We start from the raw sequence: 15984 nt of genomic DNA, 5'->3' as shown, positions 1-15984 counted from the left end.
TCACTTGTCCGCTCAAGTCATCGCGATTGACGCAATGGGCGGGGACTTCGGTCCCCGCAGCATTGTTCAGGCCAGCCTTGCTTGCCTGTCTGCTACACCCTCGCTGCATCTGACCCTCGTCGGTCAACCCTCCCTTCTTGAAGAATTGATCAACGGCCAATCGGCTGCCGATCGCGCGCGCCTGACGATTGTTGCGGCCAGCGAAGTCATCACCATGGACGAAAAGCCGACCCAGGCCTTGCGCGGCAAGCCGGACTCGTCGATGCGTGTCGCCCTGGAGCTGGTGCGTGATGGCAAGGCGCAAGCGTGCGTCAGTGCCGGCAATACCGGTGCGTTGATGGCGCTGTCGCGGTTTGTGCTGAAGACGTTGCCGGGTATCGATCGCCCGGCGATGGTGGCGGCGATTCCGACGCAAAAGGGTTTTTGTCAGTTGCTCGATCTGGGCGCCAATGTCGATTGCAGCGCCGAGCATCTGCTGCAGTTTGCGGTGATGGGTTCGGTGGCGGCGCAGACGCTGGGCATCCATCGCCCGCGCGTGGCGCTGTTGAACATCGGCACCGAAGACATCAAGGGTAATCAGCAGGTCAAACTGGCCGCGACGCTTTTGCAGGCTGCGCGTGGCATCAACTACATCGGCTTCATCGAAGGCGACGGTTTGTATCGTGGCGAGGCCGATGTCGTGGTGTGTGACGGTTTCGTCGGCAACATCCTGCTCAAGTCCAGCGAAGGCCTGGCGACGATGATTGCTGCGCGCATTGAGGCGCTGTTCAAAAAGAATCTGGCCTCCCGTGCAGTGGGGGCTTTGGCGTTGCCTTTGATGAAGCGTTTGCAGGCGGATCTGGCGCCGGCGCGACATAACGGCGCAAGCTTCCTCGGTTTGCAGGGCATCGTCGTGAAAAGTCACGGTTCGGCTGGGGTTCAGGGCTTTCAGAGTGCTATTTCGCGTGCGCTGATCGAGATTCAGGAAAATCTTCCTGAGCGCCTCCACGGTCGTCTGGAGGATTTGTTGTCTTAGGCGTTTTCGTCGGACAATGCTTAAATGTGACCGCCCGGTTCAAAGGGCCATCCAACTGTCAGTTTCTTGCGTCCCCCAGTGGGGCGTCATTTTCCGACGACAAGATCATTAGGGGCTTGTTACATGTCTGCTTCCCTCGCATTCGTCTTTCCAGGACAAGGTTCGCAGTCCCTCGGCATGCTGGCCGAGCTGGGCGCGGAATATCCGTTGATCCTCGAAACTTTCAAAGAAGCCTCTGAGGCTCTGGGTTATGACCTGTGGGCACTGACCCAGCAGGGCCCGGAAGAGCAGCTTAATCAAACCGATAAAACCCAACCGGCCATTCTGACCGCTTCGATCGCCCTGTGGCGTCTGTGGCTGGCTGAAGGCGGTGCGCGTCCGGCCTTTGTTGCCGGTCACAGCCTGGGTGAATACAGCGCGCTGGTCGCTGCCGGCAGCCTGACGCTGGCTGACGCAGTCAAGCTCGTTGAGCGCCGCGGTCAGTTGATGCAGGAAGCGGTTCCGGCCGGGCAGGGCGGCATGGCTGCCATTCTCGGTCTGGAAGATGCCGACGTGCTGGCAGCTTGCGCTGAAGCTGCACAAGGTGAAGTGGTCAGCGCCGTTAACTTCAACTCGCCTGGCCAGGTGGTGATTGCCGGTGCCAAGGCTGCGGTCGAGCGCGCCATCGAAGGCTGCAAGGCGCGTGGTGCCAAGCGTGCCATGCCGTTGCCGGTGAGCGTGCCGTCGCATTGCGAGCTGATGCGTCCGGCCGCTGAGCGCTTCGCCGAATCCATTGCTGCCATCGAATGGCAGGCGCCGCAGATCCCGGTCGTACAGAACGTCAGCGCGCAAGTGCCGGCTGATCTGGAAACCCTCAAGCGTGATCTGCTCGAACAACTCTACAAGCCCGTGCGCTGGGTCGAGTCGGTACAGACTCTGGCTGCCAGGGGCGCGACCAATCTGGTCGAATGCGGCCCGGGTAAAGTCCTGGCCGGTCTGAACAAGCGTTGCGCCGAAGGCGTGGCGACTTCCAACCTCAATACCCCAGACGCTTTCGCTGCCGCCCGTGCAGCGCAAGCCTGAATCAGGAGAAACTTGCATGAGTCTGCAAGGTAAAGTTGCACTGGTCACCGGTGCAAGCCGCGGTATCGGCCAGGCCATCGCACTGGAACTGGGTCGTCAGGGCGCCATCGTTATTGGCACCGCGACTTCCGCTTCGGGCGCTGAGCGCATTGCCGCGACCCTGAAGGAGAATGGTATTCAGGGCGCCGGTTTCGAACTCAACGTCACCAGCGATGAATCGGTCAGCGCCGTGCTGGCGGGCATTCAGGAACAGTTCGGTGCGCCAGTGGCGATCCTGGTCAATAATGCCGGCATCACCCGCGATAACCTGATGATGCGCATGAAAGACGACGAGTGGTACGACGTGATCGATACCAACCTGAACAGTCTGTATCGCCTGTCCAAGGGCGTTCTGCGCGGCATGACCAAGGCGCGTTGGGGCCGAATTATCAGTATTGGCTCGGTGGTGGGTGCCATGGGCAACGCAGGCCAAGTAAACTATGCAGCCGCCAAGGCCGGTCTGGAAGGTTTCAGCCGTGCAATGGCGCGTGAAGTCGGTTCGCGTTCGATTACGGTCAACTCGGTAACCCCAGGGTTTATCGACACCGATATGACGCGCGAGCTGCCTGAAGCACAGCGTGAAGCCTTGCAGACGCAGATTCCGCTGGGTCGTCTGGGACAAGCTCAAGAGATCGCGTCTGTGGTCGCTTTTCTTGCATCCGACGGTGCGGCATACGTCACTGGGGCTACAATCCCGGTGAACGGTGGGATGTACATGTAAGTAAAATGTGACGGATTGCTTCAAAAAAATGTCATACGAGCTGTCTAAAATCCGTTATAAAGCTGCAATCTATTTATAGGCAGAGGGCTGCAGGGTTTGAGGAGTGAAGCTTTCAGTTGAAAAACTGAAAAGTCTTTCTATACACTTACCCACTGGCCAGCTGCCTGAATTTGTCCATTAGGAGTGAAAACAAGGTATGAGCACCATCGAAGAGCGCGTCAAGAAAATCGTTGCCGAGCAACTGGGTGTTAAAGAAGAAGAAGTGGTCAACACCGCTTCCTTCGTAGAAGACCTGGGTGCCGACTCCCTTGACACCGTTGAGCTGGTGATGGCTCTGGAAGAGGAATTCGAGACCGAAATCCCTGACGAAGAAGCTGAGAAGATCACTACTGTACAAGCTGCAATCGACTACGTTACTAGCCACCAGGCGTAATAGTTTGTAATCGTTGTTTGCTGTCATGGAAAAACCGCACTGCCATCATGGCGTGCGGTTTTTTCTTTAGGCCTGATGCAAAATCGTCATTTGAAAAAGGAGAGTGCTGTGTCGCGTAGACGCGTCGTAGTCACCGGTATGGGTATGTTGTCGCCACTGGGCACGGATGTGCCGAGCAGTTGGCAGGGCATTCTGGCTGGCCGCAGTGGCATTGGTCTGATCGAACACACCGACCTTTCTGCCTATTCCACCCGCTTTGGCGGCTCGGTAAAGGGCTTCAATGTCGAGGAATACCTGTCGGTCAAGGAAGCGCGCAAGCTCGACCTGTTCATTCAGTACGGTCTCGCTGCCGGCTTTCAAGCCGTGCGCAATGCCGGTCTGGAAGTCACCGACGCCAACCGTGAACGCATTGGCGTGGCCATGGGTTCGGGGATCGGCGGTCTGACCAACATCGAAGAAACCAGCCGTACCCTGCATGAGACGGGCCCGCGTCGAATTTCGCCATTCTTCGTGCCAGGCTCGATCATCAATATGATTTCCGGTTTCCTGTCCATCCACCTGGGAGCACAGGGACCTAACTACGCCATCGCCACCGCGTGTACCACCGGTACGCACTGCATCGGCATGGCGGCGCGCAACATCATGTACGACGAAGCCGACGTGATGATTGCCGGCGGTGCCGAAATGGCCGCGTGCGGTCTGGGCATGGGCGGCTTCGGTGCGTCCCGTGCGCTGTCGACCCGCAACGATGAGCCGACTCGCGCCAGCCGTCCGTGGGACAAGGGCCGTGACGGTTTCGTCTTGTCCGACGGTGCCGGCGCACTGGTTCTCGAAGAGCTGGAACACGCCAAGGCACGCGGTGCGACCATCTACGCCGAGCTGATCGGCTTCGGTACCAGCGGCGATGCGTTCCACATGACCTCGCCTCCTGCCGACGGCGCCGGTGCTGCACGCTGCATCACCAATGCGTTGCGCGATGCGAAGATCAACGTCGATCAAGTGCAGTACATCAACGCCCACGGTACTTCGACCCCGGCCGGCGACCTCGCCGAAGCCAACGCGATCAAGTCGGTGTTCGGTGAGCACGCCTACAAGCTGGCAGTCAGCTCGACCAAGTCGATGACCGGTCACCTGTTGGGTGCTGCGGGCGCGGTCGAAGCGATCTTCAGCGTGCTGGCGATCAACAGTCAGGTTGCACCGCCGACCATCAACCTCGATGAGCCGGACGAAGGCTGCGATCTCGATTTCGTGCCGCACACTGCGCGCAACATGGACATCGATGTCGTGCTGTCCAACTCCTTCGGGTTTGGCGGCACCAACGGCACTCTGGCGTTCCGTCGGTTCGCAGGCTGATGGACTGCTGGGTCGACGGTCAACCGGCTGACGCTCTGTCGCTGAAAGATCGCGGCCTGGCTTACGGCGATGGTCTGTTCGAGACCATCGCCGTGCGTGGCGGCCAGCCGATCCTGCTGGATCGACACCTGACGCGCCTGGCCGATGGCTGCTCGCGTCTGGCCATCGCGACGGATATCGAACTGATCCGCCATGAGCTGCTGAACTACGCGGCAGCGATGGGCGAGGGCGTGCTCAAACTCATCCTCACTCGTGGCGACGGTTTGCGTGGTTATGCTGCCGATCCGGCGGCGCCGGGCCGACGCATTCTGCAAGGCAATCCTCCTGCGGCTTATCCTGCTGCTCATGCTGAACAAGGCGTTCGCCTGTTCCCGTGCAGCACCCGCCTGGCGAAACAGCCATTACTTGCTGGACTCAAACACCTCAATCGCCTTGAACAGGTTCTCGCCCGTGCCGAATGGCAGGACAGCGAGCACGCCGAGGGCTTGATGCTCGATCAGGCCGGTCGCGTCATTGAAGGGGTATTCAGCAACCTGTTCGTCGTGCGCGACGGCGTGTTGATTACGCCTGATCTGAAACGCTGCGGTGTCGCCGGTGTGATGCGCGCCGAAATATTGTTTCAGGCCGAGTCACTGGCCATCCCCACGCAGATCGCCGACATCAGCCTCGAACAGCTGCAATGGGCCGATGAAGTGTTTGTCTGCAACAGCGTGTATGGCGTCTGGCCGGTACGCGCCTGTGCTGCACTGAGCTGGCCGGTTGGCCCGCTCACCCGTAAACTGCAAACCATTGCCCGCGCCCTATTGGATGCCTGATTTTGAGACGTAAACTTTTGCTGCTGCTGGAAACCGGACTGGTTCTGGCAGGGCTGTTGATGGGCGCCAGCGCCTGGAAGATTCACAGTGCACTGGAACAGCCTCTGAACATCACGCAGGAAGAACTGCTGGATGTGCCGAAAGGCTCTACACCAACCCGGACTTTCCTTTCACTCGAAACGGATGGCGTCATCAAGGACGCGTTCTGGCTGCGGGTGTATTGGCGCTTCAACCTCGCTGGCACGCCGATCCACAGCGGTGAATACCGCATGCAGCCAGGCATGACCGTTAACGGTCTGATCGACTTGTGGAAGCGTGGCGATGTGGTTCAGTACAGCCTGACCCTGGTTGAAGGCTGGAACTTCCATCAAGTGCGCGCGGCGTTGGCCAAGGATGACAAGGTCGAGCAGACCCTGAACGGTTTGAGCGACAGCGACGTCATGGCGAAGATTGGTCATAAAGGGTTGTTCCCGGAAGGCCGTTTCTTCCCCGATACCTACCGTTTCGTGCGTGGCATGTCTGATGCCGAGTTGCTGAAGAAAGCCTTTGACCGCCTCGATGAAGTTCTGGCGAAAGAATGGGAAAGTCGTTCCTCCGATGTGCCGTACACCGAACCTTATCAAGCGCTGATCATGGCTTCTCTGGTCGAGAAGGAAACCGGTGTGCCGCAGGAGCGCGGGCAGATCGCCGGTGTCTTCGTGCGTCGCATGGCCTTGGGGATGCAGTTGCAGACCGATCCGACCGTCATCTATGGCCTGGGCGATCGCTACACCGGCAAGTTGACCCGCGCACACCTGAAGGAGCCGACGGCGTATAACACCTACGTGATTCCCGGCTTGCCACCGACGCCGATTGCGATGGTCGGTCGGGAGGCGATTCACGCAGCGCTGAATCCGGTCGAAGGTACCAGCCTGTACTTCGTAGCACGTGGCGACGGCAGCCATGTCTTCTCTGATGATCTCGATGCGCATAACAATGCAGTGCGTGAGTATCAGCTCAAGCGCCGCGCGGATTACCGTTCCAGCCCAGCGCCGGCGGTAGCGCCTGAAGCGGCTCCGGCGACGGAAGAAGCGATTCCAGGTGCATCACCGGATACGGCGCCGGAAGCGTTGCCGCAGGTTCCAGCTCAGGAGCCTGCGCCGACCCCGGCACCGGAAGCCGCCGCCCCACAAAACACGCAATGACTTTGATTAAGGACTGCCTGTGACTGGCTTGTTTATTACGCTGGAAGGCCCGGAAGGCGCCGGCAAAAGCACCAACCGCGAATACCTCGCCGAGCGCCTGCGCGCCGCCGGTATCGAAGTGGTGCTGACTCGTGAGCCCGGTGGTACGCCGCTGGCCGAGCGAATCCGTGACGTGCTGCTGGCCCCGGCCGACGAAGTCATGAACCCGGATGCCGAGCTGTTGCTGGTGTTCGCTGCACGCGCCCAGCACCTGGCCGAAGTGATTCGCCCGGCGCTGGCCCGTGGTGCGGTGGTACTGTGCGATCGCTTCACCGATTCGACTTATGCCTATCAGGGCGGTGGTCGCGGTTTGTCGCTGGAGCGTATCGCCACGCTGGAAACCTTTGTACAGGGTGACCTGCGCCCGGACCTGACGCTGATTTTCGATCTGCCGGTGGAAATCGGCCTGGCCCGCGCCAGTGCCCGTGGACGTCTGGACCGTTTCGAGCTGGAAGGTCGGGCGTTTTTCGAGGCTGTGCGTAGTGCCTTCCTCAAGCGTGCTGAAGCGGATCCTGCGCGTTATGTGCGCATCGATGCCGGTCAGCCATTGGTCAAGGTTCAACAATCGCTGGATACCCTGATTCCGAATTTACTGGAGCTGGCCCGTGGCTGAGGCCTACCCGTGGCAGGACAGCCTCTGGCAGCAACTGGCCGGGCGTAAGCAGCACGCGCACGCCTATCTGCTGCACGGCCCGGCAGGCATCGGCAAGCGCGCGTTGGCCGAACGGTTGATGGCCAGCCTGCTTTGTCAGCGGCCGACGCCGGACGCGTGCGGCGAGTGCAAATCCTGCCTGCTGCTCAAGGCCGGTAGTCACCCGGATAATTACGTCCTCGAACCTGAAGAAGCCGACAAGGCCATCAAGGTTGATCAGGTGCGCGATCTGGTCAGCTTCGTGGTGCAGACCGCGCAACTGGGCGGGCGCAAAGTGGTGCTGATCGAGCCGGTCGAGGCGATGAATATCAACGCTGCCAACGCCTTGCTGAAAAGCCTTGAAGAGCCGTCCGGCGATACGGTTTTGCTGTTGGTCAGCCATCAGACCAGCCGTTTGCTGCCGACGATCAAGAGCCGCTGCGTGCAGCAGGCCTGTCCATTGCCGGGCGAGGCGATGAGCTTGCAATGGCTGGCTCAGGCTTTGCCGGATTGCTCCGAAGACGAGCGTGTCGAACTGCTGACGCTGGCCGCCGGATCGCCGCTGATGGCGGTCAGTCTGCAGTCTCAGGGCGTGCGCGAGCAGCGTGCGCAAGTGGTCGAAGGCGTTAAGAAGTTGCTCAAACAGCAGCAATCGCCGACGCAACTGGCCGAAGAATGGAAAAGCATTCCGATGCTGCGCCTGTTCGACTGGTTCTGCGATTGGTCGAGCCTGATCCTGCGTTATCAATTGACGCAGGATGAAGCGGGTCTTGGTCTGACCGACATGCGTAAAGTCGTGCAGTACCTGGCGCAGAAAAGTGCGCAAGGCAAAGTCCTCGAGATTCAGGACTGGATCCTCGCCCAGCGCCAGAAAGTCATGAGCAAGGCCAACCTCAATCCGGCGCTGTTGCTTGAAGCATTGTTGGTGCAATGGGCGGGATTGCCTGGTCAAAGATAAGAATGTGTACCTAGACTCTGAGCATCAGCAGTGGAGGTGAGCATGAATGAATCTGTCAGCCCGGGCCCGCGCAACGGTATTTTGTCTCTGACCATCAAAGACAAGTCGGTGCTTTACGCCGCTTACATGCCGTTCATCAAGAACGGTGGCTTGTTCATCCCGACCAACAAGAGCTACAAGTTGGGAGACGAGGTGTTCATGCTGCTCAACCTGATGGACGAGGCCGAGAAGATTCCGGTTGCCGGCAAAGTCACCTGGATCACTCCCAAAGGTGCGCAAGGCAACCGCGCCGCCGGTGTCGGCGTGCAGTTCAACGATGGTGACAACACCGCGCGCAGTCGCATCGAAACCCATCTGGCCGGAGCCCTCAAGTCCGACCGTCCCACTCATACGATGTAAGTAGCCGTCTTTTTATGCTCGTAGATTCCCATTGTCACCTTGATCGCCTCGACCTCGCCGCCCATGACGGTTCGCTGGATGCCGCACTTGATGCAGCCCGGCAGCGCGGAGTAGGGCACTTCCTGTGCATCGGCGTCAGCGCCGACAACGCCGCCGACGTCAAAGCCCTGGCTGAGCGTTATGACGACGTTGATTGTTCGGTTGGCGTGCATCCGCTGGATGTACAGCCGGGCGCTGCGCCTGCGCTGGATTGGCTGTTGCATGAACTCAATCACCCGAAAGTGGTGGCGATCGGTGAAACCGGCCTCGACTATCACTACGAGCCCGAAGCCGCCGAATTGCAGCAGGAGTCGTTCCGCTTGCACCTGCAAGCGGCGCAGCAGACCGGCAAACCGGTGATCATCCACACCCGTGGCGCCCGTGCCGACACCCTTGAGCTGCTGCGCGAAGCGGCGTTGCCTCAGGCCGGTGTACTGCATTGTTTCACCGAAGACTGGGACATGGCCAAAGCGGCACTGGACATGGGTTATTACATTTCCCTGTCGGGTATCGTCACCTTCCGCAATGCCGATGCGTTGCGTGATGTCGCGAGCAAAGTCCCGGCGGATCGCCTGCTGGTGGAAACCGACTCGCCGTATCTGGCGCCGATTCCTTATCGCGGCAAGCCGAACCTGCCGCAGTACGTGCGCGAAGTCGCGGAATTCCTGGCGATGCTGCGCGGTGAGAACTACGAGCGTTTTGCCGAACAGACCACCGAGAACTTCAAGCGGCTGTTCCCGCTGGCGAGTGTTAAATCTGCCCTGTAAGCGCTAGCCAAATCGCAGGCAAAAAAAACCCGGGTTCTGGGGGGTGAATCCGGGTTAAGACCATTAGGAGTAAAACAAAGGCACGCGGTCCCTTGGTACCTTTATCGGCGCGACACTTGGGGGAGATGTCGCCCGACAGTTCAAGTATTGATCAGTCTGGCGTGCAGTCCAGTTAGCCGGTCGGGGTTTTTAAACAAATTTGGAATACGTTCGCTTCAGTTGAGTTCTCATTGCGCCCAAAACGTTCTCAAAATGAACAAGAAACACAGATATGGTCGGATGATCCGTGCATTTTTGCGCAAGTTAGGCATAATACGCGGCTTCGAATTTTGACCCTTCAGACCTTTTCTTATGCACAAAGAACCTCGTAAGGTCCGTGAGTTTCGTCGCCGCGAGCAAGAAATTCTCGATACCGCGCTCAAGCTGTTCCTCGACCAAGGTGAAGACAGTGTCACCGTCGAGATGATTGCTGATGCCGTGGGTATCGGCAAAGGCACGATCTATAAGCACTTCAAATCCAAGGCCGAGATCTATCTGCGCCTGATGCTCGATTACGAGCGCGATTTGAACGAGCTGCTGCATTCGGCCGATGTCGACAAGGACAAGGAAGCGTTGTCCCGCGCCTACTTCGAATTCCGCATGCGCGACCCGCAGCGTTATCGCCTGTTCGACCGCCTCGAAGAGAAGGTGGTCAAGGGCAATCAGGTGCCGGAAATGGTCGAGGAGCTGCACAAGATCCGTGCCTCGAACTTCGAACGCCTGACCCTGCTGATCAAGGGCCGCATCAGCGAAGGCAAGCTCGAAGACGTGCCGCCGTACTTCCACTACTGCGCGTCCTGGGCGCTGGTGCACGGCGCTGTGGCGCTGTATCACTCGCCGTTCTGGAGCAATGTGCTGGAAGATCAGGAAGGTTTCTTCCAGTTTCTGATGGACATCGGTGTGCGTATGGGCAACAAGCGCAAGCGCGATCCGGAAACTCCAAGCAGCTGAACCATTCAGTTGCCTTATTGCGCCATGATTTCGCTACATGACGCAGTACCGCAGGAATATACTCAGGCATAGGGCTTGCTAAAACTTGATTTGTGAGTCAAGTTTTAGCGGCTCGAAATTCTTTCGCCGGAGTGATCATGATCGTTGACCGTCAAGGCAGGCGTTTTCGCAATTTGCGGATCAGTCTGACTTCAGCCTGCAATTACGCGTGTACCTACTGCGTGCCCAACGGCAAGCGGTTGGTGGCTGCGCAGGATGAATTGTCGGCCGAAGCCATGGCGCGTGGCGTGGCGTATCTGATCGAGGCCGCCGGCATCGAGCGGCTGCGCATTACCGGCGGCGAGCCGCTGGTCAGCCCCAAACTTGAATCGTTCATGACCGCCGTCGGCAAGATGGGCCTGGACGACATCAGCCTGACCACCAACGGTCAACTCCTCGCGAAAAAACTGCCGCTGCTGGTGGATGCCGGTCTGCGCCGGATCAACGTGTCCCTCGATACCCTCGACGCCGGCGCGTTCCGCAGCATCGCCCGAGGCGGCGATCTGGCCACTGTGCTCGATGGCATGGATCAGGCGAAAGCGGCGGGGATGAAGATCAAGGTCAATATGGTGCCATTGCGTGGGCAGAACCTTGATCAAGTCATGCCGCTGCTCGATTACTGCCTGGAACGCGGATATGAACTGCGCTTCATCGAGTTGATGCGCATGGGACATCTGGCCAAGGACAACAATGCGTTCCTGCAACAGTTCGTCAGCCTGCAGCAGTTGCTGGAGCTGATTGGCGAACGCTACGAGTACGCGCAAACCGATGCCCCCGTAGATGCCACCGCCGTGCGCTATGCGATTCCCGGCCTGGGCAACTTTGGTGTGATCGCCAACGAAAGCGTACCGTTCTGCCGGACATGCTCACGGTTGCGCCTGTCGTCGACCGGTTGGCTGCATGGCTGCCTGTCGTCGAGCAACCGCCACTATGTCGGCGATCTGCTCGACAAGCCGCGCCATCAGGCCTTGCCAGCGCTGCAGCGTTTGCTGGTCAAAGCGTTGGGCGACAAGCAGGAAGTGGCGTTCTCTGGCGGCGCAACAGTCATGAAAATCATCGGCGGCTAATACCTCTTTTTCGCGAGCAGGCTCGCTCCCACAGGGTTTTTCGCAATCCTGTGGGAGCGAGCCTGCTCGCGAAAGCCATCCATCATTCGACAAAGATCCCGAGCTGGCGCAAAAGCTGCATCCAACGGCCATTCGCCGGTTTTCCGTCACCGGCCTCTGGAGGAATAGGATGCGTAGCCTGGTTTTGCTGCTGGCCGTTTTGGCGCTTGGCGGCTGTATGACTGTCAGCGATATGGCCGAAGGCACTCGCTACCAGATGAGCGACGCGGGCTTGCTGGATCACAGCGACAGCCGTCGGGTGAACAATTTTCGCATTCAGCCGGACTCGTTCATCTACATCGCGCAAGGCGCGTTCGCGCCGCCGGGTGGTTCCTACCCGCGCCCCAACGTCGTGGCCGAAGAAGCCTTCAAAGGTTTCGTCGAATACTTCCCGATGGTCCGCCGTGCCCGTGCGCCGGAAGGTCTCGATCAGGCGATGGGCGAAGCTCGTGACGCCGGCGCGCACTATCTGCTGTACACGCGTTTCGCCAAGGCTGACGACCGCATCGGCAACTCCGACGAATGGCTTGATGAAGAGGCGGTGGATCGTCTCGGCATCGACGGCGGCGTGATTCAGATCATGTTGATCGAGACCAGCACCCAGTATTTGATTGATACTGCACGGATCAAAAGTCGTGGCGGTTTACTGACGTTCCACGACAGCAAGCCCGAAGACCTGATCGGCCCGCCGCTGGCACAGTACGCGCGCAGCCTGTTGGGAGTCGGCGACCAATAATTCAAGGAGAACGCCATGAGCGGCCCGCAAAAAGCCAATGACCTGTTGGGACAGATCCCGAAAACCAAAGGCTTGCCGCCGGTGCACTTGTGGAACCCGGACTTCTGCGGCGATATCGACATGCGCATCGCCCGCGACGGCACCTGGTATTACCTGGGCACGCCGATCGGGCGCAAGCCGATGGTCAAGCTGTTCTCGACGATCATGCGCCGCGATGGCGATGACTATTTCCTGATCACACCGGTCGAGAAGGTCGGGATCAAGGTTGACGATGCGCCGTTCGTGGCGATTGCGGTCGAGGTTGAAGGCGAAGGGGAGGCGCAGCTGTTGCGCTTCACCACCAACGTCGATGAAACCGCCGAGGCCGGGCCTGAGCATCCGATCCGTGTCGAGATCGATCCGACAACGCAAGAGCCGGCGCCTTACGTGCATGTGCGTACCAACCTTGAAGCGCTGATTCATCGCAATGTGTTCTACCAACTGGTGGAACTGGCGGTGAGTCGCGAAATCGATGGCCAGCGCTGGCTGGGGGTGTGGAGCGGCGGCGAGTTCTTCCGCATCGGCCTAGAACCCTGAGACACACATCCCCCCTGTAGGAGTGAGCCTGCTCGCGATAGCGGTGGATCAGTCAATCCTTGTGGTGACTGACACTCCGCAATCGCGAGCAGGCTCACTCCTACAGAGGATTGTCGTTGACAGTTAATCGTATGATGATTAGCTTGAGCACCCATCGCGATCCGCTTTGAGGTGTTCATGTCCAGCAGCTTTCACGCATCCACGGTCGACTGGCTGGGCAGCTGGATCGCCGCTGGCCAGGTCAAACCGGGACAGACCATCAAGGTCGAGGCCGATCTGGGCGAACAGCTCGGCGTCAGCCGCACGGTCATCCGCGAGGCAATCAAAACCCTCGTCGCCAAAGGCATGCTCGAAGTCGGGCCGAAGGTTGGCACCCGCGTGCTGCCGGTACGGCGCTGGAACCTGTTCGATCCGCAAGTGGTCGGTTGGCTGTCGCGCAACGGGCTGCCGGAAAACTTTGTCGATGACTTGCTCGACCTGCGCCGCACCATCGAACCGATGGCGGTGCGCTGGGCCTGTGAGCGCGCGACCCTGGAACAGATTGAAGCGGTGCAACTGGCCTACAACGCCCTTGAGCGTGCGGTCGACAGCGGCACCGATTACAACCGCGCCGATCAGGTCTTCCACGAATGCATCCTCGCCGCCAGCCACAATCAATTCATCGAACAAATGGTCCCGGCGCTCGGTGCGTTGCTCGCGGTGTCATTTGAAGTTTCTGCGGCCGACCCGGATGAACTGCGCCGCACTTTGCCGATTCACAAGGACATAGCCAACGCCATCGCTGCCCGGGATTCCGCGCGCGGCGTGTGGGCGTGCATGACCCTGATCGATAACGCCGACCTGGCGATCAAACGTTTCTACCCGAAAGTCATGGCCGAAAAAAAAGCCGGTTAATACAAATTTCCCTGTGGGAGCGAGCCTGCTCGCGAAGGCGGTGTATCAGGCAACTCATGCATCGACTGACACGACGCTTTCGCGAGCAGGCTCGCTCCCACATTAAATAACAACAAGATCCGAGGAGTTGATATGCCGTGGACCGCCTTGACCCAACACCGCGCCCAACTCGGTGAAGGCCCGTTCTGGGACGCGCCGACCCAGGCGTTGTACTGGGTCGACATTGCCGGCAAACAGGCCCTGCGCCTGATCGGCCAGAACGTGCAGATCTGGCAAATGCCCGAGCATGTCTCCGCGTTCATCCCCTGCGCCAGCGGCGATGCACTGGTGACCCTGAGCAGCGGCGTCTATCGCCTCGATCTCGACTCGCCCGGTCTCGAACCGCGCCTGACGCTATTCTGCGTCGCCGATCCGCAACCCGGCAATCGCCCCAACGAAGCGCGCTGCGATGGCCAGGGTCGTCTGTGGCTCGGCACCATGCAAAACAACATCGGCGAGCAGGGCGAAGACCTGCCGATCACCCGTCGTTCCGGTGGCCTGTTCCGGATCGATCCGGATAAACGCGTCACGCCTTTGCTGCGTGGTCTGGGCATACCCAACACGCTGCTGTGGAGTGACGATGGCACCACGCTGCTGTTCGGTGACAGTCTCGACAGCACGCTCCATCGCTATTTCATCCACACCGACGGCAATCTCGATGTTGCACAAGTCTGGTACGGCCCCGATCAGCAGGGTGGCCCGGACGGCTCGGCAATGGACGCCGAAGGCTACATCTGGAATGCCCGTTGGGACGGCAGTTGCCTGCTGCGATTAACGCCTGAAGGCAACGTCGATCGCAAAATTGATCTGCCTGTCAGTCGCCCGACCAGTTGTGTGTTCGGTGGGGAAGACCTGAAAACCCTGTTCATCACCAGCGCCAAAAGCCCGCACAACCACCCGCTGGATGGCGCGGTGCTGTCGATGCGTGTGGAGGTTGCAGGAAAACTCTGTACGCGCTTTGCGGATTAGATCCCAAAATATGGGATGCAAAATTATATATTGAGATTATTTGGCGGTCGGGTTTATAGTCGGCTGCAGCAGTAACACGCACTCACACTTAAAAAGAACAAAACAGGTGAAGTGATGCAGCGAATGTCTATCGCACTCCCGTGTGGAGTCCGCGTCTCGCAACGGCCCGAAGCCGTCGGTCGCGCCTGCCTGTTTCGTTCAAATCGCCTTCCAGACCGGACATCGGTAGATGCCCGGTTTTTTTGTGCCTGCGAAACAGGAGTCCTGATCCATGGCTGAACCCCTTTCCCTGCCGCCGGTGCCCGCGCCGCCGAAGGGCGAGCGTCTGAAAAACAAGGTCGTGCTGCTGACCGGTGCTGCGCAAGGCATCGGGGAAGCCATTGTTGCGGCGTTCGCCTCACAGCAAGCGAAACTGGTCATCAGTGATATCCAGGCCGAGAAGGTCGAACAGGTTGCTGCGCACTGGCGTGAACGGGGCTTTGATGTGCAGGCGCTGAAGGCAGATGTCTCGCGTCAGCACGATCTGCACGCCATGGCCAAACGCGCCGTTGAGCTGCACGGGCGCATCGACGTGCTGGTCAATTGCGCCGGGGTCAACGTGTTCTGCGATCCTTTGCAAATGACGGAAGAAGACTGGCATCGCTGCTTCGCCATCGATCTGGACGGTGCGTGGTTCGGCTGCAAAGCGGTGTTGCCGCAAATGATCGAGCAGGGCGTCGGCAGCATCATCAACATCGCCTCGACCCACTCCAGCCACATTATTCCCGGCTGCTTCCCGTACCCGGTGGCCAAACACGGTTTGCTCGGTCTGACTCGCGCACTCGGCATCGAATACGCGGCGAAAGGCATTCGCGTCAACGCCATCGCACCGGGCTACATTGAAACGCAACTGAACGTCGACTACTGGAACGGTTTCGCCGACCCGCACGCCGAGCGTCAGCGCGCTTTTGATCTGCACCCGCCGAAGCGCATCGGTCAGCCGCTTGAAGTGGCGATGACCGCGGTATTTCTGGCCAGTGATGAGGCGCCGTTCATCAATGCTTCATGCATCACCATCGATGGTGGGCGCTCGGTGATGTACCACGACTGAGCGAAGGGCTTTTCACACGGACAGGTCCGTTTGAAATCCAATCATCATACGATATGACTATTTTCAACAGGCTTTGCAGGAAATTGCTTT

The 15984-nt window shown here is 59.3% G+C and carries 18 protein-coding genes; all 18 read left to right on the top strand.

Features of this window, described 5'->3' with window-relative positions; translation table 11 throughout:
- Window positions 1-4 precede the first annotated feature (4 nt).
- The 18 genes from plsX (at window position 5) to PspS49_RS21470 (ending at window position 15894) form a co-directional block, all read left to right on the top strand.
- Complete coding sequence (gene plsX, locus PspS49_RS21555; RefSeq protein WP_150775179.1) at window positions 5-1015, top strand: phosphate acyltransferase PlsX; 1011 nt, start codon at window positions 5-7, stop codon at window positions 1013-1015.
- Window positions 1016-1138: 123 nt separating this feature from the next.
- Window positions 1139-2077 carry an ACP S-malonyltransferase gene (gene fabD, locus PspS49_RS21550; protein ID WP_160041413.1) on the top strand — a complete coding sequence of 313 codons (939 nt, stop codon included), beginning with the start codon at window positions 1139-1141 and terminating at the stop codon, window positions 2075-2077.
- A gap of 16 nt (window positions 2078-2093) precedes the next feature.
- Window positions 2094-2837, top strand: coding sequence for a 3-oxoacyl-ACP reductase FabG (gene fabG / locus PspS49_RS21545; RefSeq protein WP_034155354.1), 744 nt, complete (start codon window positions 2094-2096; stop codon window positions 2835-2837).
- A 196-nt stretch (window positions 2838-3033) separates the two neighbouring features.
- A complete protein-coding gene (gene acpP / locus PspS49_RS21540) occupies window positions 3034-3270 on the top strand; it encodes an acyl carrier protein (RefSeq protein ID WP_003175607.1) in 237 nt (78 codons plus the stop codon).
- A 108-nt stretch (window positions 3271-3378) separates the two neighbouring features.
- A complete protein-coding gene (fabF, locus tag PspS49_RS21535) occupies window positions 3379-4623 on the top strand; it encodes a beta-ketoacyl-ACP synthase II (protein WP_064120373.1) in 1245 nt (414 codons plus the stop codon).
- Window positions 4623-5438 carry an aminodeoxychorismate lyase gene (gene pabC, locus PspS49_RS21530; RefSeq protein WP_127929333.1) on the top strand — a complete coding sequence of 272 codons (816 nt, stop codon included), beginning with the start codon at window positions 4623-4625 and terminating at the stop codon, window positions 5436-5438. Before fabF ends, pabC begins: the two co-directional genes overlap by 1 nt.
- A 2-nt stretch (window positions 5439-5440) precedes the next feature.
- Window positions 5441-6622 (top strand): endolytic transglycosylase MltG, encoded by a 1182-nt coding sequence (mltG, locus tag PspS49_RS21525; RefSeq protein WP_127929332.1) that lies wholly within the window; start codon window positions 5441-5443, stop codon window positions 6620-6622.
- Between the two features lie 19 nt (window positions 6623-6641).
- Window positions 6642-7274 carry a dTMP kinase gene (tmk, locus tag PspS49_RS21520; RefSeq protein ID WP_127929331.1) on the top strand — a complete coding sequence of 211 codons (633 nt, stop codon included), beginning with the start codon at window positions 6642-6644 and terminating at the stop codon, window positions 7272-7274.
- Window positions 7267-8250, top strand: a complete 984-nt coding sequence (locus PspS49_RS21515; protein WP_150775182.1) for a DNA polymerase III subunit delta' — start codon at window positions 7267-7269, stop codon at window positions 8248-8250. Before tmk ends, PspS49_RS21515 begins: the two co-directional genes overlap by 8 nt.
- Window positions 8251-8292: 42 nt before the next feature.
- Entirely contained in the window at window positions 8293-8649 is a 357-nt protein-coding gene (locus PspS49_RS21510) for a PilZ domain-containing protein (protein WP_064120368.1), read from the top strand.
- Window positions 8650-8663: 14 nt separating this feature from the next.
- Window positions 8664-9455, top strand: coding sequence for a TatD family hydrolase (locus tag PspS49_RS21505; protein ID WP_008086260.1), 792 nt, complete (start codon window positions 8664-8666; stop codon window positions 9453-9455).
- A gap of 351 nt (window positions 9456-9806) precedes the next feature.
- Complete coding sequence (locus tag PspS49_RS21500) at window positions 9807-10445, top strand: TetR/AcrR family transcriptional regulator (protein ID WP_007908276.1); 639 nt, start codon at window positions 9807-9809, stop codon at window positions 10443-10445.
- A gap of 137 nt (window positions 10446-10582) precedes the next feature.
- Complete coding sequence (locus PspS49_RS21495) at window positions 10583-11551, top strand: radical SAM protein (RefSeq protein WP_034155348.1); 969 nt, start codon at window positions 10583-10585, stop codon at window positions 11549-11551.
- A 169-nt stretch (window positions 11552-11720) separates the two neighbouring features.
- Window positions 11721-12326 carry a DUF4823 domain-containing protein gene (locus tag PspS49_RS21490; protein ID WP_007908280.1) on the top strand — a complete coding sequence of 202 codons (606 nt, stop codon included), beginning with the start codon at window positions 11721-11723 and terminating at the stop codon, window positions 12324-12326.
- Window positions 12327-12341: 15 nt separating this feature from the next.
- Complete coding sequence (locus tag PspS49_RS21485; protein ID WP_053122580.1) at window positions 12342-12902, top strand: DUF1285 domain-containing protein; 561 nt, start codon at window positions 12342-12344, stop codon at window positions 12900-12902.
- A gap of 177 nt (window positions 12903-13079) precedes the next feature.
- Window positions 13080-13796 carry a FadR/GntR family transcriptional regulator gene (locus PspS49_RS21480; RefSeq protein WP_160041411.1) on the top strand — a complete coding sequence of 239 codons (717 nt, stop codon included), beginning with the start codon at window positions 13080-13082 and terminating at the stop codon, window positions 13794-13796.
- Window positions 13797-13928: 132 nt separating this feature from the next.
- Complete coding sequence (locus tag PspS49_RS21475) at window positions 13929-14804, top strand: SMP-30/gluconolactonase/LRE family protein (RefSeq protein ID WP_160041409.1); 876 nt, start codon at window positions 13929-13931, stop codon at window positions 14802-14804.
- 271 nt (window positions 14805-15075) lie between these two features.
- Window positions 15076-15894: an SDR family oxidoreductase gene (locus PspS49_RS21470; protein WP_160041407.1), complete on the top strand. Its 819-nt coding sequence runs from the start codon at window positions 15076-15078 to the stop codon at window positions 15892-15894.
- Window positions 15895-15984 lie beyond the last annotated feature (90 nt).

The sequence above is a fragment of the Pseudomonas sp. S49 genome (assembly GCF_009866785.1).
Lineage (GTDB): Bacteria > Pseudomonadota > Gammaproteobacteria > Pseudomonadales > Pseudomonadaceae > Aquipseudomonas.
Note: the sequence above shows the minus strand (reverse complement) of the source record. Positions and strands in the feature narration are given on the sequence as shown.